19 protein-coding genes are annotated in these 23,936 nt (G+C 54.0%); 7 read left to right on the forward strand and 12 right to left on the reverse strand.

Features of this window, described 5'->3' with window-relative positions; translation table 11 throughout:
- Nucleotides 1-61: 61 nt before the first annotated feature.
- The 4 genes from ACR0L1_RS07730 to ACR0L1_RS07745 form a co-directional block, all read right to left on the reverse strand.
- On the reverse strand, nt 62-391 hold the full coding sequence (locus ACR0L1_RS07730) for a hypothetical protein (protein WP_170357382.1): 330 nt from the start codon (nt 389-391) through the stop codon (nt 62-64).
- Nucleotides 392-531: 140 nt separating this feature from the next.
- Nucleotides 532-2,211, reverse strand: coding sequence for an amidohydrolase family protein (locus tag ACR0L1_RS07735; protein WP_480858070.1), 1,680 nt, complete (start codon nt 2,209-2,211; stop codon nt 532-534).
- 74 nt (nt 2,212-2,285) lie between these two features.
- On the reverse strand, nt 2,286-3,671 hold the full coding sequence (locus ACR0L1_RS07740) for a metal-dependent hydrolase family protein (RefSeq protein ID WP_170342821.1): 1,386 nt from the start codon (nt 3,669-3,671) through the stop codon (nt 2,286-2,288).
- Nucleotides 3,672-3,722: 51 nt separating this feature from the next.
- A complete protein-coding gene (locus ACR0L1_RS07745; RefSeq protein ID WP_170343540.1) occupies nt 3,723-5,240 on the reverse strand; it encodes a metal-dependent hydrolase family protein in 1,518 nt (505 codons plus the stop codon).
- A gap of 191 nt (nt 5,241-5,431) precedes the next feature.
- On the opposite strand from ACR0L1_RS07745, the gene ACR0L1_RS07750 reads away from it, so the two are divergent.
- Nucleotides 5,432-6,475 (forward strand): helix-turn-helix domain-containing protein, encoded by a 1,044-nt coding sequence (locus ACR0L1_RS07750; RefSeq protein ID WP_170357385.1) that lies wholly within the window; start codon nt 5,432-5,434, stop codon nt 6,473-6,475.
- A 159-nt stretch (nt 6,476-6,634) separates the two neighbouring features.
- Here the strand turns inward: ACR0L1_RS07750 and ACR0L1_RS07755 are convergent, their stop codons facing one another.
- Both ACR0L1_RS07755 and ACR0L1_RS07760 read right to left on the reverse strand, forming a co-directional pair.
- Nucleotides 6,635-11,779: a RecQ family ATP-dependent DNA helicase gene (locus ACR0L1_RS07755; RefSeq protein WP_480858072.1), complete on the reverse strand. Its 5,145-nt coding sequence runs from the start codon at nt 11,777-11,779 to the stop codon at nt 6,635-6,637.
- Nucleotides 11,780-12,316: 537 nt separating this feature from the next.
- Complete coding sequence (locus ACR0L1_RS07760) at nt 12,317-12,574, reverse strand: helix-turn-helix domain-containing protein (RefSeq protein ID WP_480858074.1); 258 nt, start codon at nt 12,572-12,574, stop codon at nt 12,317-12,319.
- 87 nt (nt 12,575-12,661) lie between these two features.
- Here ACR0L1_RS07760 and ACR0L1_RS07765 point away from each other — a divergent pair, with 87 nt between their 5' ends.
- Together ACR0L1_RS07765 and ACR0L1_RS07770 are read left to right on the forward strand one after the other, a co-directional pair.
- Nucleotides 12,662-13,297 carry a hypothetical protein gene (locus tag ACR0L1_RS07765; protein WP_480858076.1) on the forward strand — a complete coding sequence of 212 codons (636 nt, stop codon included), beginning with the start codon at nt 12,662-12,664 and terminating at the stop codon, nt 13,295-13,297.
- A 29-nt stretch (nt 13,298-13,326) separates the two neighbouring features.
- Nucleotides 13,327-13,755: a helix-turn-helix domain-containing protein gene (locus ACR0L1_RS07770; RefSeq protein ID WP_480858078.1), complete on the forward strand. Its 429-nt coding sequence runs from the start codon at nt 13,327-13,329 to the stop codon at nt 13,753-13,755.
- 209 nt (nt 13,756-13,964) lie between these two features.
- On the opposite strand, the gene ACR0L1_RS07775 is transcribed toward ACR0L1_RS07770, so the two are convergent.
- The gene (locus ACR0L1_RS07775) at nt 13,965-14,462 is read right to left on the reverse strand and encodes a hypothetical protein (protein ID WP_480858080.1); all 498 of its coding nucleotides are present in this window, start codon (nt 14,460-14,462) and stop codon (nt 13,965-13,967) included.
- On the reverse strand, nt 14,463-14,642 hold the full coding sequence (locus ACR0L1_RS07780; RefSeq protein WP_480768452.1) for a hypothetical protein: 180 nt from the start codon (nt 14,640-14,642) through the stop codon (nt 14,463-14,465). It abuts the gene before it with no gap.
- A gap of 108 nt (nt 14,643-14,750) precedes the next feature.
- On the opposite strand from ACR0L1_RS07780, the gene ACR0L1_RS07785 reads away from it, so the two are divergent.
- The 4 genes from ACR0L1_RS07785 to sfsA all read left to right on the forward strand — a co-directional run bounded on the left by ACR0L1_RS07785 (nt 14,751) and on the right by sfsA (nt 18,184).
- Nucleotides 14,751-15,377, forward strand: a complete 627-nt coding sequence (locus ACR0L1_RS07785) for a hypothetical protein (RefSeq protein WP_480858082.1) — start codon at nt 14,751-14,753, stop codon at nt 15,375-15,377.
- The gene (locus tag ACR0L1_RS07790) at nt 15,367-15,579 is read left to right on the forward strand and encodes a type II toxin-antitoxin system CcdA family antitoxin (RefSeq protein WP_480858084.1); all 213 of its coding nucleotides are present in this window, start codon (nt 15,367-15,369) and stop codon (nt 15,577-15,579) included. The genes ACR0L1_RS07785 and ACR0L1_RS07790 overlap by 11 nt, the downstream gene beginning before the upstream one ends.
- A 1,033-nt stretch (nt 15,580-16,612) precedes the next feature.
- Nucleotides 16,613-17,452: a hypothetical protein gene (locus ACR0L1_RS07795; RefSeq protein ID WP_480858086.1), complete on the forward strand. Its 840-nt coding sequence runs from the start codon at nt 16,613-16,615 to the stop codon at nt 17,450-17,452.
- 30 nt (nt 17,453-17,482) lie between these two features.
- Complete coding sequence (gene sfsA, locus ACR0L1_RS07800; RefSeq protein ID WP_480858088.1) at nt 17,483-18,184, forward strand: DNA/RNA nuclease SfsA; 702 nt, start codon at nt 17,483-17,485, stop codon at nt 18,182-18,184.
- A gap of 31 nt (nt 18,185-18,215) precedes the next feature.
- On the opposite strand, the gene ACR0L1_RS07805 is transcribed toward sfsA, so the two are convergent.
- From ACR0L1_RS07805 to ACR0L1_RS07820, 4 genes are read right to left on the reverse strand one after another with little or no spacing between them, the layout of a single operon-like run.
- The gene (locus ACR0L1_RS07805; protein WP_480858090.1) at nt 18,216-18,626 is read right to left on the reverse strand and encodes a hypothetical protein; all 411 of its coding nucleotides are present in this window, start codon (nt 18,624-18,626) and stop codon (nt 18,216-18,218) included.
- Nucleotides 18,613-20,826 (reverse strand): hypothetical protein, encoded by a 2,214-nt coding sequence (locus tag ACR0L1_RS07810; RefSeq protein WP_480858092.1) that lies wholly within the window; start codon nt 20,824-20,826, stop codon nt 18,613-18,615. Before ACR0L1_RS07810 ends, ACR0L1_RS07805 begins: the two co-directional genes overlap by 14 nt.
- Complete coding sequence (locus tag ACR0L1_RS07815; protein WP_480858094.1) at nt 20,823-22,424, reverse strand: tyrosine-type recombinase/integrase; 1,602 nt, start codon at nt 22,422-22,424, stop codon at nt 20,823-20,825. The genes ACR0L1_RS07810 and ACR0L1_RS07815 overlap by 4 nt, the downstream gene beginning before the upstream one ends.
- Nucleotides 22,425-23,693, reverse strand: a complete 1,269-nt coding sequence (locus tag ACR0L1_RS07820) for a hypothetical protein (RefSeq protein WP_480858096.1) — start codon at nt 23,691-23,693, stop codon at nt 22,425-22,427.
- Nucleotides 23,694-23,936 lie beyond the last annotated feature (243 nt).

The raw sequence follows: 23,936 nt of genomic DNA on the forward strand, positions 1-23,936 counted from the left end.
ACACACAGGGCTGAAGTTCATTTGATGTTCCCTTCTGGATCGTCCCGAGTGTGCAGTCCGGTTACTTGAGATCGTCCTGCGCCTTGATCTCCGGCACACGGGCGAGGGCTTCGGCCATGTCGGCGCTGCTCATCAATTCGATCATCTGGTAATCCTCCAGCAACCCGTCACCGAGACGGCTGACATAGAAGGCCTGGATGAAGGTGGGGTCGTCCGGCAGGGCGACGGTGATGTAGTTCTTCCCGTTCCCAAGCCCCCAATAGTAGCTCAAAAGCTCGCCGCCGAGCGCCTCGATCCCACCCTTCACCGAGGCCGCGCGGTCCCCGGGATTGGCGATCTGCATCTCCCAGGCGGCGCTGTTGGATGCGCCGATAAACAGGAAGGTGCGCATGTCTTTTGTGTCCTGCGCCGCTGCAACTGTCGCAGAGACGCAAAGGGCTGTCGAAAGAAGGATCCTGTTCATCTTGCCACCCGGAATTGCTTCGATGTTGTGGTCAGTACAGCATGGCTGCCCTGACCGTTCTTGTGGGTTCAATGCCCCGGAGCTCCGGGAATGGAGTGTTCCAGCTCGGCAGGGCGGAGCGGGAACTCGGAATGCTCATCCTCTGGCGTTTCGATGTCGGCGTGCCAGGTGAATTCCTTGTCCCCGAGGTCCAGATCGATCTCGCCCCCTTCGATGACCGGGTAACGGATCGGCTGCCCGGGCCGCAGGTCGATATTAGCGACACCGTCGTCGATAATGACCTGCCCGCTCACCAGAACGTAGGGGATTCCCTTGGTGAAGGAGCCGTTCATGCCCTTCTTCATCGATGATGTTTCGGTGATCGTGTCGGGGTCGAAGATCGTGATATCCGCGATCATGCCTTCCTGCATCCGGCCGCGTTCCTGCATCGCCTTCAGGTCCACCTTGGAAAAGTACTTCGCGGGAATGTAGGAGGCGTTGTTCACCATCTCCATCAGCGCGATGCCCTGTTCACGGGCCTCGCGGAACACGATGCCATAGGTGCCGGCATTGCGCGGGTGCCCCCCGTACTCCGTGAAATCGGCCTCGATCGGCAGCGGTTCGCCATCGACGGTGAAGCCGACGATGTCGTTGGCGATCGCAATATCCTTCATGTGGATCCAGCGCTCCAGGTCTGCTTCGGGGCGGACTGTGATGAAAATCGGCTTGCTCGGATCCTCCTTCTGCTGCCGGAAGAACTCCTCGTCGGACTCGTAGAGTTCGCCGGTGCTGGTATCGAAGATATCGCGGGTCGGAACGATATTGTTCGCCTCGATCTTGTCCGGCAGCAGTTGCGGTGTCGCGATGTTCGGATTGCCGGTGATGGCCGGGTAGTATTCCGCGAAGATGGTCATTCCGCGCATTTGCAGGCGGCGCGCAAGCTCGTAGATTTCTTCCCACCCCTGGTTCTGGATGTGGGAAAGGATCAGGGCCCCGTCGAGCGCAACGGCGTTTGCGATCACCTCGTTTGCGCCCAGGGAATAGTAGAGCGGCAGGCTCTCGGTCGGACCGAAACGGGTATGGGCGCCAAAGAAGCGGTCATACTTCTTCGCCATTTTCTGAAGCGCGAAAATCTCCTTCGGATAGGTGTTGTATCCCATGTATCCCACCGTCGTGTTGACGGTGATCGCCCCGGCGCGAAGACCCTTTTCATACATGGTCATGACTTCGACGAGCTGATCCGCAGTCGGAACATCCAGCGCCCAGCTGGCATGTCCGTCTTCTTCCTCGGCTGCACCGCGTGACTTGAGGATGTAGGTCGGATCGGATGCCAGCTCGACTGAAACCCCATCCATCACGACACGCCGGATCTCCTCGTGCCCCATCCCGGAACCGAAGTTGAGAAAGGAATTGCCCTCGTACTTGTCGTAGAACAGGTCGGCATCCGCCACGCCGCTCTCGGTATCGAGGATCGTCGTCGTGCCATCATGGGCCATCATCTTCTGATCGAAGCCGCCAAAGGAATGCGAATGGGTGTTGATGAATCCCGGCGCGACTACATGCCCGGAAACGTCGATCTCGCGCTTGCCCGTCAAGGCATCTTCGGTGATCGCGGTGATCCTGTCGCCGGTCACGCAGACATTGCGCACGGCATCAAGATTGGTTTCCGGGTCCATGACGCGGCCGTTGAGAAGCGCGACGTCGCACTCCTGAGCAACCGCCATCGAACTGCAGAGGGCCATGAGAGTGGCAAGAGTGAGGTGTTTCACGGTCAGTCCTTCCGGGATGATTGCGTCGGGCAAAAAAACGCGGGGCGGACGAGGGAGACCGCCCCGCGCTCTCCTCAGTCCAGCGTGTTCTTGTAGATCACGCCGTCCTTCATGATGACCTTCAGGTTGGGATCAGGATCGGCCAGAAGAAGGATGTCTTCGAGCGGGTTGCCATCGACCAGCAGGAGATCCGCGTAAGCGCCTTCCTCGACCACGCCGAGCGGGCCGTCTTGATACGGATTGTTCAAGCCCGTAAGCCGGTTCATGCGGGCGCCGTTCGATGTGGCCATGCGCAGAATGTCGAAGGGTTTGAACTTGGCCTCGTGCAGGTATTTGAACTCGTCGTTCATCTTCTTGTCCTGCTCAAGCGTCTGGTCCCAGTTGTTGATGAGATCGGTGCCCAGAGTGTAGAGGTCGATCATGCCCGGTGTCGTCTGGATCACCTCGATCATGTTGGCGGCGGCGTCACGGACACTCTTCCATTTGGCGAACGAGGCTGGCGTGTAGAAGGCTTCCGCCTGTTCGGTCGTCACCGAGTAGACCGGGGCTACCGCCGTCGCGAACATGATCTGCTTTTCGACCATGATCTCGGCGGCCTCCTTGGTCAGGAACGGGATGTGCTCAACGGTCTTTGCACCGTTGTCGATACAGTTGCGGATCGCCTGCTCGGTGAACACGTGGCAGGTGACGTAGGTGCCCCATTGCTCGGCGGTCTTGACCGCCATCTGGATCTCGTCCGCCTGGTACTGAAGCGAATGCAGCGGGTCGAACTCGGACGTGACCCCACCGCTGACCATGACCTTGATCTGGGTTGCCCCGCGCCGCAGGTTCTCGCGCACCGCCATGCGGATCTGCTCCGGGCCATCCGCGATGAAGCTCATGTCCGTGTCGACCCAATGCGATGGGCCTTGCCCCGACAGGGTTGGATGCCGGTCGTTCAGCTTGCGGAAATCGGCATGGCCCGATGTCTGCGTGATGAAGGCCTCCGAGGAATAGATCCTCGGGCCGGGGAACATACCGGTATCGATGATCCGCGCGATGGACTTTGCCGGTCCGCCGAGGTCACGAACCGTCGTGAACCCGTTCATCAGGATGCGCTCGGACCGGATCGTTGCAACGCCACCAAGATGGAAGGGCGTGATGTTCTGGCGCAACCCGTCACTGAGCGGGTTGAACACCAGCAAATGCACGTGCTGGTCATGCATCCCCGGCATGAGCGTGCGCCCGCCGCCGTCAATCATGGTTGCGTTGGGCGCTTCGATCCCGTCCGTCGAAATTTCCTTGATCAGGTTGCCTTCGACCAGAACGCTGGCGTTTTCGATCCGCGCCTCGTTCACGCCGTCAAAAACATGGACATTGGTGAACAGGGTCTGCGGCAGCGCTTCGTCCTGCGCAGAGGACATGCCGGCAGCGAGCGACACCACGCCCGCCAGTAATGTGGACTTGAAAAGATGCTTCATAAGTTTGCCCTTCCGCAATGTTGACGGCGGAGCCAGCGCCCCGCCGAAAGTTCAGTTCAACGTGTTCTTGTAGAACTTGCCGTCCTTCATGATGACGCGAATGCTCGGCACGTCCTGCCCGCGTGGCTCGGCATCGAACCATGTATCGACAGCGCCGATGGCAGTGATGTCTTCGAGCGGGTTTCCGTCAACGATGAGGATATCGGCATAGGCACCTTCCTCGATCACGCCGAGCTTGCCTTCGGGATAGGGGTTTCCGCGTCCCGTCAGTGCGGCCAGTTCGCCGCCATTCGAGGTCATCATCTGCAAGGCCCAGAGGTTGCCGAACTCACGCGCCATGAAAGCCTTGGTGAAGTCCATCGACTGCCGGTACGGCACACCGGTCAGCAGCACGTAGTCGGAATCGAACACCATCTTCGGCTTGTACTTCCGCACCAGATCAAACAACTGCTCGCTGTTTTTCCGCAACCAGAGGAACTTCGCCGTCGGCGGGAAGGTCGGGTCCTGGTGCATCGGATGCTCAAGCGCCTCGGGCGCCAACGCGGTCAGGTTGGGCGAGAAGAACGCTTCCTTCTCTACCAGCTTCTGCATCGTCGGTTCCGTTATGGTCAGGCCGTGATCCACCACTTTGACCCCGAGATCGAGCGCGCGCGACAGGTCGCTATCCATGAAGACATGCATGGCGACATAGGAATCCATGTCCCCGGCCACCTCGACGGCAGCGGCGATTTCTTCGTCTGTAAAGGCGGACTGGTAGATCGGGTCCTTGATGGAGGTCACACCACCACTGACCATGATCTTGAGGTAGTTGGCCCCAAGCGCAAAGTTCCGCCGCGCGCCGTGGAGCACTTCGGCAGGGCCGTCGACAAGCCGCGTGATCTCCAGCCGTTCAAGATTGCTTTCGTTCTTGCGTTGCCCGGCGATCCCCCAGTCGCCATGACCACCGGTCTGGCTGAGGCAGGCGCCGGACGAGTATATCCGCGGGCCCGGAAGCGAACCCTCGTCGATTACCGCACGAAGTCCACCATGTGCACCGCACATGTCGCGCACGGTTGTGAAGCCCATCGCCAGCATTTCCTGCGCAAAGGCCGCAGAACGTGCGCCGATCTCCTCCCATGTCGTGTCCTGAAGGCCCGGGATCGTGCCATCCTTGTACATATTCACATGCACATGGCTGTCGATCAGTCCCGGCATCAAGGTGCGTCCGCCGCCGTCGATCACATTGACCTCGACCTCTTTGGTCTCGATACCGCGTTCGGTCTGGATGGTGAAAGAATAGCCGTCGATACCGCCAACAGGATCGGGCAGGCGCTTGCTTCCGCCCGTTCGAACTTCGACTTCCCACGTGCCGGATTCGGGAATGTCCTCTGCAATCTTGTGAATCTTGTTCTTGACGACGAGCACGTCGACATCTTTCAAGCCGTCATTCACCCCGTCGAAGACCATCACGTTCTTGAACAGCGTGACCTCCGAGGGAATGTTGGGGATATCCTGCGCAATGGCAGGCGTCGTGAGCGCAATTGCCATTGACATGGCCGGCAGCAACGCCTTCAGGTTGAGTGTTGTCATTCGGTGTCCTCCCAGGGGTCGGTCTTCCTGCGGACCGATCCTCCCACTATGCACATGTGCCCCGAGATTCTTTTGACCCGCTGATCCCGTGGTGCATTTTTCTGACCCGATCCGGTCAATTTCAGCCAATTTCTGCTTGGCCGTCAGGCGCCCGCGCCCGTAGCGTGTCGGAGAGCGAAAGGGTGATGTGGATGCCGCAAGGAGAACAAAAGGACGGTTTGTCCCTCGTACGTGCTACGGTCCTCGGCCCCGTCGTAGCGATGATGCGGCGGCTCGATGCGGATCCGGCCTTTGCGCTCGGGCTGCATGGATTGAGCGAGGAACAGGTCCTGAACCCGGCCGAGTTCATCCCGCATGACACGGTCTATGCGGCGCTGGCCTCCATCGCCGACATCACCCGGCCGGATATCTGCGCCTTGGCGGGACAACAGACAGACCTGTTGAAGTTCCTGCCGCGTGGGGCGCTCCTCGGCCAGTCGGTGACCCTTGGCGATTTCTTCACCCGGTTCACCCAGATCGTCTCGAAGGAAAGCAACGCGGTGTCCTTCCGGCTCCTGATCGAGGAGGAACACGCCTACTTCACCACCAGTCGCAATTTCGAACCCGAGGTGTCGCCGGGCCATTCGGACGCCTTTCTCGTCGGGATCTGGATCTCCCTGCTGCACCGTGTTCTCGATTTCCGATGGGATCCAACCCAGGTTGTTCTGCGCCTCTGCGATCCGACCCTGCTGCCGGAGCAGTTTCATGGCGTGCGGGGCATCAAGTGCAACAACAGGGGATTCTCCATCCGCTTTCCGGCGGCCTGGCTGTCGCTTCCAATCAACCCCGAACTCCTCGTGAACCACGACAATGATATCGAAGAACCGGTTCAGGTCGATGTGCCCCTGGACTACCTCGAAGGCTTCGAAATTCTCGTGCGATCAAGGCTGTCCGATCCGGCGCTGACGGTGAGCGAGGCCGCCCGGATGTGCAGCATCACCACCAAGGTGCTGAACAAGCGCTTGTCCTCCTACGGAACAACGGCGTCCAAGGTGATCAACCGGCTGCGGATGGAAAAGGCCTCCGAACTGCTCACCACATCTGATCATTCGATCAAGGAGATCGCCCAATTGGTCGGCTTGTCCGAAACATCGGCACTCACCCGAGCCTTCACGCGGAACTTCGGCATATCCCCGAAAGATTGGCGCAATAAGGAGGCACAAGAGGCCCAAATTGCCGGAGCGCCTGCAGATTAGCCTGACCCCGCTGCGACTTCTCGACTACCGCAATCTCTTGGAACCTCGGTCGCCAATGGTAATGCCGAAGAGATGCATGAACCGGCGAGCCCTTCGCGGGGAGCAATCGATGGGAAAGGAGACCTCCATGCTATCCGCAGCGAACTCCCGCTTGCCGCCCTACTTGCCGTTCTGGTGCTTTCCGAAAACCCTTTCAGTCCTCTTGACCTCTTCGAAGACAAGCTCTGGCACAACGACTTCCCACCTGTCGCGTTTCATCAGGTGATGAAAACTCTCATCGGCATCTTCCTTACGCCAGTGTATGATGGCCGCAATCTCGCCGGTGACAAATTTCGCGCCAATCGGGGGCGAGAATGCTTTTGCCATCCGCCCGAGGGCCCGCCCTTGAAGATCCTCGATCTGCCAGCGATCTCCGACACTGGAGAGCCTGACTGGCGCGCCGACCTGCGCTTCAGCGATCGCGTCATGAACAACGTGCCGAACTCCTTGGCGTCCTGCGAATGACAGGTCGACCATCTTCATTTCGGGCGATTGAAAGAACCTGCGTGGGCCAGGGACTGTCCCCAAGTCGGGCACCACTTGCCGCGTGACAACGGAAGGCGACACGCTGGGAAGGTATTCGTGATTGTCGTTGCTCATGACGATCAAATTGCGCCGCGCACGTGTCATAGCCACATAGAACAATCGCCTCGGCGCGTCCTGATCTTCGTTTCGCGAAGGCCGTTCCCAACCTCCATCCATGATCACGACATCATCGAATTCGAGTCCCTTCGCGCGGTGCGCCGTCAACAATTTGAGGCCGCGCTGCTCGCCCCATGAATCCTTCGACCATTCAGCGAACCATTCGATCACGTCAGTGCTCGGGAGCGCCTTGCCATCAACTTCACGCGCAAGTTGGCCGAGTCCCTCGCCGATCCGGTCAGTCCAACGGCTTGTGGGTATCGCATTCAGGGTTTCCGTAAGATCACCCAAGCTGACCAAGGCTGTGTGCCTCTCGCGAAGGCCGTCGATGAACGTCCGCATCTCACGGGTACGCCAAACACTTGGCAAGTTTTCGTTCGCCATTTCGACGGGAATTCCATGTGCCTCGGCAAAGTCGCGGACCGGCAGAAGCTTGCGCCAATCACGAGAAATGATTGCCGCGCCCTTCCAGCTCCAATCCGGGATCAGTTTTGACAGGCGGATCATCTCGTTGACCGCCGCAAGGGCCTGAGCGTCATTTCCGGCTGGGCAGCCAAGGATTTGGACCCGCCCCTGCGCAACCGGGTCGAGGCTTTCCATGATACCCCCGGCGGGGTCCTTTTGCCGCGATTTGTCGACAGTAATCCCATGCCCTGTTTTCATACGTTCCCGAGATCCTTCGATCACGGCGTTCGCTGCGCTGATGACGTTTTTCGACGAGCGGTAATTGTCGGTCAGAAAGACCGGCTTGGCTGAATAATCCTGTTCGAATTGCCGGATGTGGCGCACCGATGCGCCGGCAAACGCATAGATATTCTGGTCGTCATCGCCGACCGCGAACAGGCTGATCCGTTGATCGGGGTCGTCGATACTGCGACCGGCCACCGCGGCGATCAAGGCGTATTCCTCGGGCCCAACGTCCTGATATTCGTCCACGAGAATCCATCGGAACCCTTGGATCAAGGTCTCTCGCAAGGCTTCGGCCTCGATTTTGTCCAGCCCGTCGCCACGCAAGAGACGTGCCGCATCGATCAGAAGCGTCTCGAAATCAGGTTCATCGGCCGCCACCCGTCCGGCGAAACTCGCGCCAATCAACCTCATGGCTAAGGCATGGATGGTCAAGACCGTCACGAAGCGAGCATCTTCGCCGATCAGTAGACGCAAGCGTTCCCGGATCTCGGCCGCCGCGTGACGATTATAGGCGAGCACCAGTATACCGTTTGGATCCTCGCGCTTGATCCTGACCAGATAAGCGACACGATGGACGAGCACGCGGGTCTTGCCCGATCCCGGCCCCGCGAGGACAAGCACATTGGTCTGTTCGCGGTCGTCACGCACGATCTGCTCTTGTGTAGAATTCCCCAGATTGTCGACGATCTCGGCATAGGACTGAGGCGTTGCCTGCCGTCTGAATTCCGAAATTTTCCCCGGCATCCAAGCTTTCATGAAGTCGGACTGATCCATTGCGAAATAGTCATGCGCGAGCCGCTGGGCCTGATCGATATCGTCGATGCCTTTGCTCGCATATGCCGCCATCACGTGGGTCTGGACGGTCTGTTCAGAGTAGTGGTCTTCGAGCGGCGCGAAATGTTGGGTGGTAAAAGTGCCGCCTTTCCGATTGATGTGCAACGTCATGGCGGAGCGGAACACGGACAATCCCTTGCCCAGAGTCACCACCTGCTGTTCGTGCAGCCACAGAAGCGCCCGGTCCATCAGCTTTGCTGGATCATTGACAGATGCCCGCAACAGCGCATCGCTGTTGATCGCTGCAAGAAGGTCGCCAAGCGTGGTCTCGACAGGAACATCTTTCCCACGTAGGCCAGCCTGAACCTTGTTGATCAAGTAAGAAACCAAACGCTCTGCGGCCTGCCGGCGAAGCTGAGCGGTCTGTTCGATTACTCCCCATGATCTTTGCATTCGTACCATGACACTGCCTTTGGACACCTTACGCAGGCCGATATTGCCTTTGCCGCCATCCATGTCGCGGCCATCCTGCGCGATCCCGCGGAGCAGCCCCTCGACAATATCGGGCCGCACGGAGGCGTGTCCTCGCTCCCGCAGGGCCTGCGCCACTGAGGCCAGATGGCAGGGCAAAGCCTCATTGATGTCCGCGTCTGGTGCTTGCTCTCTAAGGGTCGCAATAAGGTCAGCTTCCAACCGGGATGCCGCTTGGAAGCGTTTCGGCGAGGCATTCTCGACACGCACATGTACGAAGATGGTGATGTTTGTATCATCCTTTGCAATCCCCAGGGCCTCGAGATCCGCCAAAGCTTTGCGAACGCCCGACATCGTCAGTCCAGTGACCCCGCAGAGCTCGTCCGTGGTGATGCCCTCTTCCTGCGGCGCGTTAATGATATGCAGCACGATGGCGGCCAGATCCTCGCGCCGCCGTTCGGTGATCTCAGCGGATGCAAGGATTTCGCGGACCTCCTTCATGCTTATTACTCGGAGCGAGGCGGGGAACACCTGCACCCGGTTTTCTTCGCGGTTCAGAAGATGGGCTTCTTCCAGCCAGGCGACGGCCGTCTTAACTCGCGTATCGTCGGTATTGCTGTCCCGCTGGAAATCTCGTTCTTTCTCCTCATGAACGATCTCACCGGGTGTTGCGACAATTTCACCGCCTTTTCCTGTCCGAGCATCAAGACGCCGAAGCGCCTTCAGGATCGCGCCGATTTCGTGCCGCGCGAGTCGAGAACGCGCACTGAGGCTGAACTGACGATCAACGTCTTCTGTATTGAACAACAGGACGCAGTTTGCAGGCTCGCGGTCCCGTCCGGCGCGACCCGCCTCCTGCAAGTAGTTTTCCAGTGACCCCGGCACGTCTCCGTGTACCACCAGACGGACGTCCGGCTTGTCGACCCCCATCCCAAAGGCGTTGGTGGCCGCGATCACGCGCAGATTGCCGACGCGGAAGTCCTCTTGAATCTCACGCTTGTCATCGGCGCTAAGGCCTGCGTGATACCGTTCAGCGGCGATGCCCTGTTGTTTTAAGAACTCCGCCACGCGCTCTGTAGCGTTTCGGGTCGCACAATAGACGACCGCCCCAGACACGCCCTCGCGAGGAAGTTGGGCCTCGATCGTGTCGAGGATATCGGTCATCTTGGTTGCCCGCTGCGTTGGCAGCACCTGGAAGCTCAGGTTTGAACGCGACGCGCCACCATCGATCAACGCCAGTTCGGACCCCAACCGCTCTTTGAAATGACTGCGGATGTCCTGCACGACGTCCGGCTTTGCCGTTGCGGTCAAGCAAAGTACCGGAGCCGGCTCATCGGCTGAGCTTTCCTTGATAAACCGCGAAACGTAGCGATAGTCGGGTCGGAAATCGTGCCCCCATTTAGACACGCAGTGCGCCTCGTCCAGCACCCACAGCCCCACCTCGCGCTGTGCCAGAACGGATCGAACTGTTGTGCTGCGCAGTTGTTCGGGCGAAATCAAAAGGATCGCAGCATCCCCAAGCCGCACCTTGTCAAGCGCATCCTGACGCTCAGGCAAAGACAATAGCCCGTTTATCGTAACCGCCGAGGAAATTCCGGCCCGAACCAAGCCCTGAACCTGGTCCGCCATCAGCGCCACAAGCGGCGAAATAACGACGGTCAATGCCCCGGTCTTGTCGAACCGAGACAGCGCGGGAATCTGATAGCAGATAGACTTACCCGTGCCCGTTGGAAGGATACCCAAGAGGTTGTCGCCCTCCATGGCCGTCGCCACAATCTTTTCTTGAAGCGGGCGTCCGTCCTCGTCGATTGGCTCCGGGCGGAAACTTGGAAAGCCGAACCAGCGTTCGAGTGCACGGGTGGGATCGTTGTGCTCTGCGCAATAGGCACAATGCGGATCACGACAATTCGTATCTCTTAGGTCTTTGACGAGCCGTGCTGCGTCACGGAATTGCGCCCGCACCCAAGGCGGCATAACAGAATCCCCACCAGCGACCGAAATCCAGGCAAGGGCATATGCCATCGGCCAGCCCAGCCCAGTGTCCGAGAGCCGCTCGAGCAAGCCGTCCACCTGCGCGCCGCAGGCCAAGTCTTTAAGCAACTTCTGAATGGCCTTGTGCGCTTCTGCTTCTGTCGGGATAGGCGCCCCGCGCACGTCGCTGAACAACCGATCAAATCCGTCGCTACCGGGACCTCGGCAGCACAACCAGTGATAGGCCATCATCGTTTCTGGCGACAACGTGTTCAGCGATACGAAGGCTTCGATCTGGTTGCGAAGAACCTCGAAAACAAGACGCGCGTCGAGCTCGGGATCGTTGACGTGACCACTTTGAAGTCGTCCATCACGGTAGTGCTTGACCAGATGATGATAGGGATTGCGCGGGAACGCCAAGGGGTTGAGCCACAGCGTGTCAATCGGTCCGTCCGCGAGCTTTGCGAAGCGCGGTGAGACCGCCATGAGATGCGGCAGGTCATGGCGCAGAATATTGTGCCCAATGACATGTGCGAAACCGGCGCAAAACAAGTCGAGCTTTTCAAGCGCGGCCTTCGGATCGCCTTTCCGATGAATAATCCCCTCTCCATCTCCTTCCGGCACGGCTGCAAAGGCAAACAACTTGGCTTCCTTGGGATCAACTTCCAAATCAATCGACAGACAGCGCGACAAGATTTTGGATTTTTCCCGTGGCATTTGAGTACTCTTAATTTCCTCCAGAATAGCCTCTGAGTTTTCGAGTGGCTGTGGTCTGCCACGGCCAAGGGCCTTCGATATGCCGCGGGAAATTAAGTTTTTCATATTCGCAAGCTAATATTTATTCCCAAGGAGCGGAACCTTCGGCGGCCATTTGGAAAAAAATGTTGTCCTGATGCCATGCCAGTTTTGCGGGGTGTGGCCAGTTTATTTTTTCTTCGGGCTTCCAGAATTTCACATCCGGTCCCAACATAGGGTCGACGACATCACTCGGTACCTCGTTGTCCCGGTGGGCGGCACCGAAACACCAAATGCGTGTGTCTTGTAGGAGACGTTTCGGAGTTCAACTGGGCCAAGGTCTAATTTGGCATCGTCGGCACAAACCACTTCCTGACTTGCAACGTTGTCTTGCCCATCAGTCTTTGCATCCTCGATTTGATTTCTGGTCCCAAATAATTGTTCTGAAAGTTGGAGATAAACGTGCTTCCGCATGTTCCAGACAAGGAGCCAACTTGTTTTGGTCTTTTTCGGATAAGTTTAAAGATAATGATCGTGCCGCGTGGCAGCTTCGGTAGTTTTTAAAACTTCTTCAGGCTCGACGCCTAAAGCCCTGCAAATAACAATAAGCTCAACAACATCTATACGGCGTTCTTCGCTTTCTATTCGGGCCACTAAGGATTGCTGGCAATGTAGTCTTTCGGCCAATTGCTCCTGCGACAATCCTGAACGCTTCCTTGCGTCTACAATGGCTTGGCACAAAGCTTTGTGCCCACTGCTTCTAATAGTTTTTGACATGACCGCCAAACATTTGTGTGCTTGACGATCCCTAATCTGGATTTTAGATTATCTAAAAAATAGATAAAGAGATCTGGAGCGACACGAGTGCTTGAAGGTGGTTCGTTGAATTTCATAGCCTTGGCGGATTTGGCGGCAAGAAAGGCCCGAGACGAAGTCATCGTTAAGAGCATTCCGCAACCTTTGGCGCGCCGTTTCGTAACGAGCCTTCTCGATCGCCCATTCCTGCGCCCGCTTTTGGAACTTGAAATCAATGGGTGCACCAGCTTTGAAGGAGCACTTCTATTGGTAGGGCAGGAGCTTGCTCACGCCACGAAATTCCGATGCCGAAGCCAGCAGTTTCGTGGTGAAGAGTGCGAGGCTTTGGAGATATCCCCACTGGGTTGGACAACCTTGGCAGCAGAGCAAGTGGGATTGGAAGAGAACCGTTGGATGCATCTGTTTAGAGATGCCATTCAGGGATATGTATGTGTCGATCAAGGAGCTGGGATCTGTATGTCTCGAGCGCTCTACGAAACAGCACTTGAAATCCCAGACCCGGCTTTGCTTGAACGCGTCGTTTTAATTAACAACGGAACTAAACAGTTTCCGCATTTCCGCAGCGGTGCCAATCAAACCGACAAAGGGATTCGGCGGGAACAGTCCCCATGGTGGAGCACGGATGGGCAAAAGAGGTCATGCGTAGACGTTTTTGACTTAAGCCGGGCGAATGAGGTTTTTTGATTTGACCAATAGCTGAAGCAGAGATTGAGATGCCAGATCAGACCGACAAGAAGCTCAAACTTGGCATTCTTGACGGACAACTTGGAAATCCTCCTGACTTTATTGATACCCAAGGCACTATTGAAGGCAGACACAATGAAATGGCCGCAGAAGCAGCTGAGATACTCGGTTTGATGATACAGGAAGTACGGCTTCAGCATAAGATGTCAGTCGAAATGCTTGCCGAAAAAGCCGGATTGTCGGCGTTACAAGTAAAGCAGATAGAAGCCGGAGATTTGTGCGTACCAATCGGCGAGACATTTGCAGTTGCCGCTATGCTAAGCGTTCCATTGTATGAGCCCGAAGAGTATGATCCGCGATTTGTCAGCCCGCGGCTGCATGAGCAGAGACAGAAAAATGCTCTTCTACTGCAGCGGGCATTTCAAGTGCGACACAGGGAAGTGGATGACGATTTCTGACACTGCACCATAGTATTGTACGGTGCAGGGCGTGAAAAAGTGTGCCCTTCGAGCTTGGGATATGCACGTTCGCAATACCGCGCCCAAGCTGTTGTTACTCGCAGTCTTTGCATTGCAGATAGCTCAAAAATGCTCAACCCAGAATGCCAGGAAGATGAGCGCTCAGAAGATTGCAGACCTGGCATCCAGAAAGGCTGGTTGGAGCTGTCTCATTTCTTTGTCCCGGCACGCCACGCATAAGCCAAGTCGGCCGCGTCTGGTCCAGCGCGGTGCGTCGTGGGTCGGTTCGCTTTAGTTTTGTAAACACGGGCCACGCGGGAGGTGGCAGGATTCCCGTCATCCGAAAATGCATTCCATACAGCTTGGTCGAAATCCATGATTTGCGGACCGGGCCGTTCGAGCAATCGGTCAAGCCAACGTTGATCATACTCGGGCGCATCTGAGATCAAGCTGTTTTCCCGTGCAATATCCAGAAGCCACTGGCTGACGGCGTCAGCGTCCAATCCGGCGCTGAGAACGCTCAAATACGGAAGACCGTGAATGGCCTCGGATTTCGGATCCCAATCAGCAGGATCCCAACCTGCTCGCGTGCGTATGAGTCGACTCTTTACAATGACCTTGCTGCCTTCGAGCCATGCCAGCCCAACCTCAATAGGCCAAGATTGGGGGCTGAACGACGATGCTTCGAAATCAATAAAAATATTCATTTAGTCGGCTACCAGATCTTCGAGAAGGTGATACGGTGCTGTTTCGCGGAACTGCTTGACGAGTTCCGGATCATGCGAATGGTCACGACCGGCAGTATTGAGAAGATGCCGTGCGTACAGGACGCCAATTACTACTGTGCTGGCACCGGCGATGTTGAATGCTGTTTCGATCGCATTCACTTGAAGTCTCCCTGTTTTTTTTGCGGGCGAGCCAGTTCGTGGTAACGCAATGCCTGCGTAGTGTTACCAACTCTATTGTACTATCATTTGCCGCAAAGGGCGTGTGAGATGACAGGAGAACACAAGGGAAACAACGGCGTCAATGAGCGAGTGAAAGCTACGCTTGACGGAAAGTTGTCGCCAGATGATCTCACTGCAGAGGAGCAGGAGGCCTGGGATACGTTTTTCATGGAGAAGGTGACCAATCCTGGGCCGAGAGAGCGAGTTTTTTTTGAAGAACGGCGGCGAAAGGGCCTTGGCGTCGGTTTCGATGAAGATGGAAACCTGGTGCGTGGGTCAGATCTCGGTGATCAGGTCAAAGCTGCCTTCGATGGACAAATCTCCCCCAGCGATCTGACAGAACAGGAATATGATGTTTGGTTCGATGGGTTCGCGCGCAAGTTGGCAACTCCGACAGTTGAAGCCGAAAAGTTTTTCGCTGAGCGCCGCAGCAAGAGCATTGACCCGGATCTGATTTTTGTTAGCCCGTTGGGCTTTTCTGGGCGAGATGTAATTGAGTATCTCAATCTCAAAATACTGCCTGGAAGTGCAATTGATCGAAACGAGCTTGTCGATATTGTCGAAGATGCGCTGAACCGGTTGCCCGAGGATCTTAGATCGAAATTTAGGCGCAGTACTACCGAGGGTTCGATTGTAGTTTCCGATGCAAGCGGTGTCTGGTTCGATGACAGATAAGAAATGGATCTTTGAAGCGCAGGCTGGTGTTGAAAATGAACACCGACGTCTGGAGGAAAAAGGGCCATTGTTGGAAAGATACCGGCAAGCCTGGTTTGATGAAAACCGTGCTGCGTTTTCTGCGCAGTCAGAATGGCATGAGCGAAACGGGCATCCACTTGCTGAGAATCGCGTCAGAGCTAAGAAAGACGAGTTTTCGTGATTTTAACGCGCTGCTTGAAAGCTGCTCGGGTGTCTTCAGTGCCGCGGTCTCTGACGCCACCTTCTTCATCTTCGCTCGATACCTCGGCAATTGCGCGACGATGATACTCGACCGCAGTAAGAATTGCTGCTTCGTGAGCATCGGTTCGAGTGTCTTTGATCGTTGGAATTCGCAAACGGGTGAAACTGTGCTACTCTGTTGCTATGACACCCGATGAGATGATGAAAGAACTCTTTGAGAAAAAGCCAGGGCTCGAGCAGAGGATTGGTCGTCGGTTGCTCTGGCGGTACCCACTTTTTAAGCTGCAGATGCGCCTCGCGCGCCTCTTCCGGTAGTTGTCCAAAACAAATCCATTCTTCCATACCTCGCATGAAACGCGAGTTCCTTTTAAGCAGGACACTGTTTGTTGTTACATGTGCACACGCAAACTGAGGGTGCGTAGCTTTTGGCTCGAGAGTTTGGACGCTCGGGATGAAGGCACTGTATAGGCGTTAGGGATCCCCGAGGTCGCAAGAAATTGCACAAAATCATCTTTCTGTGTTCAGGCTGTTCTGATGGAAAATTAGCGAAAAGGGTTCGTTTGTGAGTCTCGCAAACCGACTTTGTTTTCTCCCTTCGGAGTTCACGAGCGAGATTGGATCGCGAATTTCTTTGGGCTGCTGCACTCAAACTTTCTCAATGATTTTGAGAAGCGACGCAAACGCGTTCGCGGTGTCTTACATCTGGCGGTAAACCTCTCTCAGCTTTGCTTGCTGGGGAGTGTCTGGCGACGGTTTTGGAGTATAGTCCGCGCCGCTTTTCCGAGTTCTACCAGAGTTTCATTCGACTCACCGAGAGCACTTAATGCGTCCTCACTGGGAGTGACTTTTGCGATCATATTGCGCCGCTTTTCGTTTTTTTCCTACATTCCGGCCCATAGAATGAACCATAGCCACGACTGTAAAACGTATCAAGGTTTGGTTCTGCAATTTGGGTCTTGAGCCTTCCGCCAATATTACGGAAAACAAGGATAATTTCCCATTCGGAGTGATAGATGCCGATTAGCAGTGATCTGCCGGACAAGATTGATGACAGTCTGGCCAAAGGGATAGCGAGGGAGCTGTTCGCCGAGATCGAAAGGATCACAGCAAGGAACTTCGGAAAGCCGATCATCAATGCGGGGTCCAAGACCCTGAAGCTCAGACAGAAAAGCTGCAGAATATTGAAGAAGGCCTATGAGCCTTTGGTTTTCGACGCCATGGCTTTCGATGAGTATTGGACGCTGAAGGTGATGTATCTGCGGCCCGGGATACAGGGATATGACAGAAAGCAGAAAATGCTCTCGGTTTCTGTCGACACGGCGCGACTGGCGGTTCAGGCCCCGCTGGACCCGATGGGTCGCGGTATGCCGACAGACATTCAGACAAATGCCGGCGTCGCCGCGATCAGCCTGCACGCGGTCGAGCGGTCAATCCAGGATGCCGGCGTGCGGAGCGTCAAGGGCCTGATGGATGTGTTTGGCCGAGCGATAAACTGGGCCGGTATCGCCAATATACGGCAGCACGAGGGCCCGTTCCTCGTTCCCGCGGAGGCTGGGCTGGTTTGTTGCGACACGCTTTTGCCTGCGCGCGCCTATGAAGGGGCGCCGGTCAAGAACCTTGGCGTTCTGGTAAAGACGTTCATAGGTCTTGAGCGAATGGGGCCTGCAACGCGGGCCAGATGGGATCATCTCGTCGATTTTGGCGGGCTTCAGCATGTTCCGCGAGCCCTGTCAGACAAGCATGAGACATTCGAGGAATCCCTGGCGTTCCGGTTCATGGTCGAAGAGGGTCGTAAGTGGGTCGCGCGAAACGCGCAAGAGGATGAGTTGGGCTCGACGGCAAGGGTACTTTGATAGTCCAAGGGAGTGCAGTAGGTTGATGAAATGAAGTTTCGAACTCCGCTGATCTCGGCCACTTTGGTTCGCCGTTATAAACGTTTCTTAGCTGACTGCATTTTACAGGATGGGAAAGAAATCACTGCTCACTGCCCAAATCCGGGCTCTATGTTAGGGTTGGCCGAAACAGGAATGAAGGTTTGGTTGGAGCCAAACGATGACCCTAAGAAGACGTTGAATTATGGTTGGCGCTTGATCGAACACGACAACGGCCACTTCAGCAGTGTAGACACTTCGGTTGCCAACCATGTATTGCGCGCTGCGCTTCAGGTGCAGAGCGTTTCCGAGTTGTCGAAATATAAAACAATCCTTCCAGAAGTGAAGTACGGCCAGAACAGCCGCGTTGACTTTCTTCTAAAACAGAATGGTCTGCCTGACTGTTTTGTTGAAGTTAAGAGCGTCACACTTATGCGACAGAAAGGGCTCGCGGAGTTTCCTGACAGCGTTACTAAACGTGGCACAAAACATCTTAGAGAATTGGCCAAGGTAGCTCAAAATGGGCACCGAGCAGTGATGCTATATCTTGTGCAACGCACCGATTGCCACCGTTTTCAGATAGCCGCAGATATTGATCCTGTCTACGCACACGCCTGTGAAAGCGCAAAGATGCAGGGGGTGGAGCAGCTGGTTTACACCACACGGATTCACCCGAGTGAAATTACAATTGGCGAACCATTGCTCACCATGTGAGGTATCCCCAGATTGGGTGTTCCTATCAATTTCATTTCCGGATTGGGCGATCCAAAGAGGAAAGCGGAATATCGTGTTTTAGCGCAGAGGCAAGGATGCTTTCCAAAGTTCGCTCCAGTTCTCGATTTCGTGCCTCAACGTCTTCAAGAGTTGCTCGAAGCCTAAGAACTTCTGCTTGAAGGGCCCTGTTATCGGTGGGTAGCCCAAGGTCTTCTCTCGCCTCTTTTTTAGACGTTTTCTTGGCTTTGAAATCGGTGACTTTTTCCTTGTAGGCGGTCACGATTTTGTTTTTTGCCTGAATTGCTCTGAGGCTGTACTCGATACCTGCTTTATTTGCTCTCTTGTTGATTTCAGGCCAAGTAGGTTTTGACCTGAAGCGCTTGATTATTTCGATAACCAAATTGATTTCTTCTTCAGACATGGAACGATTATTCTTTGCCATGAACGAGCCTTGTTTTTTGTTCATCCAACTTCTGAAGCTCCATCAGAAAACTTTCTACACGAGCACTGAAAGAACCATCGAGGGCACCACAATAGTCTGCCCGCGGGACTACGGCGCCATCCTCGACGTTCGGGTCATTCAAGTAGAGAAGCATATCTTTTGCTCCATCAATCTGCTCTTCGAGATGTGGGACAATGTGCTTGTTTCGAATACGGACTCCACCTTCCTGTTCAAGGTGGTGTCTGAGAACTGTTAATTGTTTCTCCAAAGCCGTGATTTTCTGCTCAACGAACCGTTTTGCATTTTCCGCTCCCTTACAGACCACAAAGCGGGCGCAATTCAGGCACCCCATGGCATGTGGGCATGGCTCAGAGCGGGTATCTCCAACGCAAAACCCGATCTGAGTAACTGAGATCAATCTACGTCTTTGAAGATCTTTGATTGTTTCGTCTTGCGCGTTGAGGACGTGAGCAGAAGGGAGGCCTATGCTGCCAACAAATGCTTGATCAACTTGGCGTGCCAAGAGGTCGTCAACCTGAGCATGATCGTAGTCCTGCACATGATAGCCATGTTGCCTCAAACGCTCGGAATCAGTTCGATGATCATAGGTTGCATTTTGTGCAATAGATACGCGGCCTGACCACATGGCTATTATCGGTTCTGGAACTCCTGCCCGTTGCGCTATGGTATTCAAGAAATGGCGGATTTGGTGCGTCGAAATCTCTGGGGATTGACCATTCGGCAAAGTGATTTCCAGGCGTTCCCAAATCGTTCTGTTCTGAGCATGCTTTCTTAGAAGGTTACCCAGCGTAGATACGGATGGTGTGTCAAAAAAAAGTTTGGATTTGTTCACTGCCGTCGAACTGATTTGCCCTTTAAAAAGCAACAATAGTGCTTTGTCGGCACGCAGCTGGTAGTTTTCTTCATTAACAACGTAGGGCCATTCAGATTGAAAAGACTTCTTAAATTTGGCGAGAAAGATATCCCACCACTCCTTTTCAAATGTACGGAAGCAATACTTAGCGTACTGATTAGTTCGAGAATTACCTGTCCGAGTTCGAGACGCTTTGGTCTTTCGGAACTTTTTCCATTCACCTATCTCCCCGAGAGGTCGGGACCCGTCTGTTCCTAACAGCCGATGTATTTGTGCAGCCGAGATGACGCCCGTATCACGACAGTCACGGATATCGTCGCAACCAAGAGGGATCGGTATAACACCTGGGTTGTTGATTATGAACTCTGCTGATTTCCGCGCCTCGTGGCTGTACTCCATTAAAACTTCGATACAGCGATGTGCGATCTTCTGCATTGCTGCCGGTATAGGCTTCACTACAGGCCTTCCACCTTTGACGGGGAACCAGCAAAGCCCAAACTTAAAATCCAGTTTTTCGTCATCAATCTGCTCCCCAAATTCTTCTAAAGGTGAGCTAATTACACAACAATCCGCAGGAAGACGCCAAAGCTCCGAAATGCGTGCGGGTGCTGCTGCAAGAAGATTGGCCAACATGGCGTAAACAAGCATGTAGTCGTAGTCAGCATGCTTGTTCAGTCGACTCTTGTCGGGCTCCAAAAGCTGATATGTTGCAGCTAACGCAACAAAATCGTCCCAGTTGATCGGTTTTACGTTAGATGGCCTGACCTGCTGAGAAGAGCCTATCTCTTGCCGAAACGGCTTCAAAGATTCAAGTTGCGGCGCGCAACCACTCTTTGTGAGCTGATTAACAACAAAGTTTATTGCGACTATGCACTTCCCAGAGTTTCTCAGAGTAACAAATTCCGAAACAAATTCTTTTGAAACTTCGGTAACGTCCTTCAAGTCGGATGCAATACAAGCTTCTGCAAATTTTCTAAGCTCTAATCCGAAGTTTCGAACAGTGCCACCTGCGAGAAGTGGTTTGCCCATATTTGACGTGAGCTTGCGTACCATAAGTGCTTTTAACAGATCGGACCAAGGATCGGGTATCCGACTGTTTTCTTTGGTAGAGCTCACAAAATGCCACGAGATATTGGCTTTGTGGGCCGCCAAAGAAGAGCGATTGGTGAATGCTGACAAGTCCCAAGTGCTTTTGTCCCACGCAGGGAAATCTGGTAACTGTGCGAGTTGGCTGTTCTTTGTCTCTTCGATGAAATCTACACACGATTTTGAAGGTGACCACTGCGCTAAAAACGTATTGTTTTTTGTGGGTGGCGCGTCCTTCATTGGCTGACCTTTTCAAGGTTTCCGCGTCTTTCAATTTCCTTCAGTCGATGCATTTCTGTGCTGACGAGCAATGTTTCATATCTTTGAAATTGTGCTTTGATGTCAGGGTCAAAGCGGCTATTCCAATTTCCATCTTCATCGCTCATGAATGCCTGGCGTTCCTGCAATACATCCCAAAGAGGCTGCAAATCTGCGTCTTCATAAACGTGGAATTTTGGACAAGAAAAACACGGCCATGGCTCGGCGGCAGAAGAAGAGCCTGCAAAAATGCAGTCTCCACATTTTCCTGCACCGATCAAAGCAAGTCTGTCTTCTGTGCTGGCTTCCATCGAAACAACGGGGTCAAACCCCTCTGTGATCTGATTTCGAGTTACTGCCGGGTTCAAATAGAGCGCTCCGACCTCATCCATCATATTGTAGAAAGCGGGGTTTCGAAGTTGCATGCAAAGAACCGCCAGTTCCACGTAGGGTGCCGCACTTTCCGCTGAAACTTGGCCGAGAAAGAGAGCGATTTGCTCTGCTGAATAGCCCTTTAGAGCGAGTCTTGTACCAACAGTATGACGCTCTCTGTGGGGAGTGAACTTCATCGGCTTCTCTTTTCCTGTACGAGTTGTCGTAAGACGCAAAGAGTTCATCGCGCTTCGAAAACGGGCTGCCAAAGAGCTTTCCCGCGCATGGCCCTCGTAACCAACCTCTTTTGATCCTGAGGCGGGGTAACCCTTTCCGGGAAATGATCCAGGTAGGCCTTCAGGCGTGAATAACGGTAGGCTGTGCCAGTCCCTCGGAGGAATTCCAGAAAGGCGTTGCGCGAGATAGTCTTCCATCGCCGAAAGAAGTGTACCGCCGAGGGGCCAGAACAGAGCTTCTTCGGGGGTTTTGTCGTTCTTCAAAAAAGGCCAGCGAAGTTGCGGTTTTGACTGCTTAGTGATTGTTGGTACGTGAACATCCCCAATTTTCATTCGCGCTAAAGAACCTATCCGCATACCATAAAATCTTAGTAGTTGGACAATTAGATACACTTCGGATGTCCATTCTCCCTTAGTGTAGGCGCGTTCGATAGCAGTGTCTTGGATAACAACCTCTGTCTCCAGCCAAGGCCCTCTTTCGGCATCCAAGTTCACGACGAATTCTGCTTCCCGATTTCGCTTCTTGAGTTTGGAAAGAATATTGTCTGAGACTTTCGGAAATCTTGAACCGCTTGCCTTTCTGGAATTAACAATGAACATCTTGAGGCTACCTGGATAATCAGGAGACGCGGCGCTTTCATACCAAGAGGCGATTTCATGGTCGGAAATGGCCTCGATTGTCACACCAGTTTTTTGGTGTGTGAAGCGCAATAGGTCGCTTAAAGCAAAATTGAATCCTTTAACGGTACTGTCGGCGAGACCGCTTTCACAGATATCCGAGAAGCAAAATTTCAGTTCTTTCAAGAAACTTTGTGAAACAAAGTCTTTGATCGAGGTAAAGTGGATGCTGCCGCCAAGGAGTTTCCAGACATCATCTTGAACGTTGATAGTGAAACCAGACCGGCTTTCTATAGAACGATGCGCCTGAACGAGCTCTTTTAAAGATGGATTGTTTGTGAAACTTCGGCCCAATTAGTTATCCTTTGCAAGCTCGGCGGAGAGGTCGTCATAGAGTGCGCCATGGTTCTCGTGAGAGGTGTAGTAGTCGGGCATTTGGCTATTTTGAGACCAACGGAAAAACTGGCGCATATCACGTCGAATTACCTCGATGTCGTCGCCGCGCAATCTGCGCCGCCGAACATATCGCATCGCGCACAGATGCCTCAGGGCGTGGCTTCCTCCGGGTTTAAGTAGCCCAGCAGCTTTCGAAAGATCAGAGAATGCGCTTACGTACCCTGGAATTGACAGTGGGCGACCATAAAACTTTCTTTTTCGCCGATAGGTGCCAATGAACAAAAAATTGTGCGCTACATTCTCATCGAGACCGAGGTCCAGCGCATCATCGAAAATGTCGTTGTAGGAGTCTTTCCATTGCTCAAGTCGCTGGAACGACTCCTCTGGAATTGTAATGTGCCCACGTCCAGTCTTGGCCGCTGGTTTAATCTTCCTGGGGTCTTCTGGATCTTCCCTTCTATCTTCTATGGTTATTTGGTTCGGGTGATTACCCCGAGAGTGATGAATGTCTTGGAACTTGAGGAGCAATACCTCACTCTGACGCAACGTGCCAAAATACTGCAGATCAAACATCACACTGTTGCGCAGTGCTACTACCGGATCTGACCAGACTTGATAGGGGTCATAACTCTCCACAAATTCTTCTAACTGTGAAAGATCAACTGGATTGTACTTAGATCTCTGGTTGTACGTGGTTCTCTTTGGAAGCTTGATTTGTTCAGAGACCAAGTCTGGAAGCAATTGTCTGGTTGAGAGTTCGGTTTTGCTTGTGACATACCGATCAAGTACGGCATTTCCGTGCTTCATCAGCCAACGGAAGTACTTTCTTAGAGAACTTTTTCTTACGAGCTGTGTCGATTTGCTTGTTTTAACCAGATGGTCCAATTGTCGAAAAAGGTCCAGACTGATGATCCCTTGGCGTTTCTGTTCAAGCAAAGCGGATAAGTCCTCGGTCTTAAACTGAAAGGCATCGTTGATGCTCTTTAGCTCAACCTTTGATAGACCAGCTGCATAACTAATTCGGTGCTCGAAATCTGTGATGTCGAACAGCTCGGCAATGATATGAAGACGCTTGATGGCCTCAAAGTCTGCTCGAGAAGTATTCAGTGGATCTTGTGAATGATCGACCAAAAAAGCGGTGGCGAAAACGTTTAGGTCGCCACTCTCTTTCCAAACAGTAAACTTTGACTTCCCATTAGGGTGATCTGAAGAAACCAAGCGCAACATCGACACACTCCTACCTAACCATAGATAGTCAAAACAGAGTAGTTCAAGCCTGACGAGCCGTTTCTGAAACTTGGAGTATTTTGTTGTGAATTAGTTCGAGTATCCGCGAGAGAAAAAGTATGAGAAAGAGCAGCTTTACTGAAATTGAAGTTGCGACCAGAAATCGGGGAGGCCGACGTCGGAAGCGTGCACCCAATCGTGGTTTCGCCCAAGGCAGAGTAAAAAAGTCGAAGAATGGCGGCG

Source organism: Ruegeria sp. J8 (genome assembly GCF_056531925.1).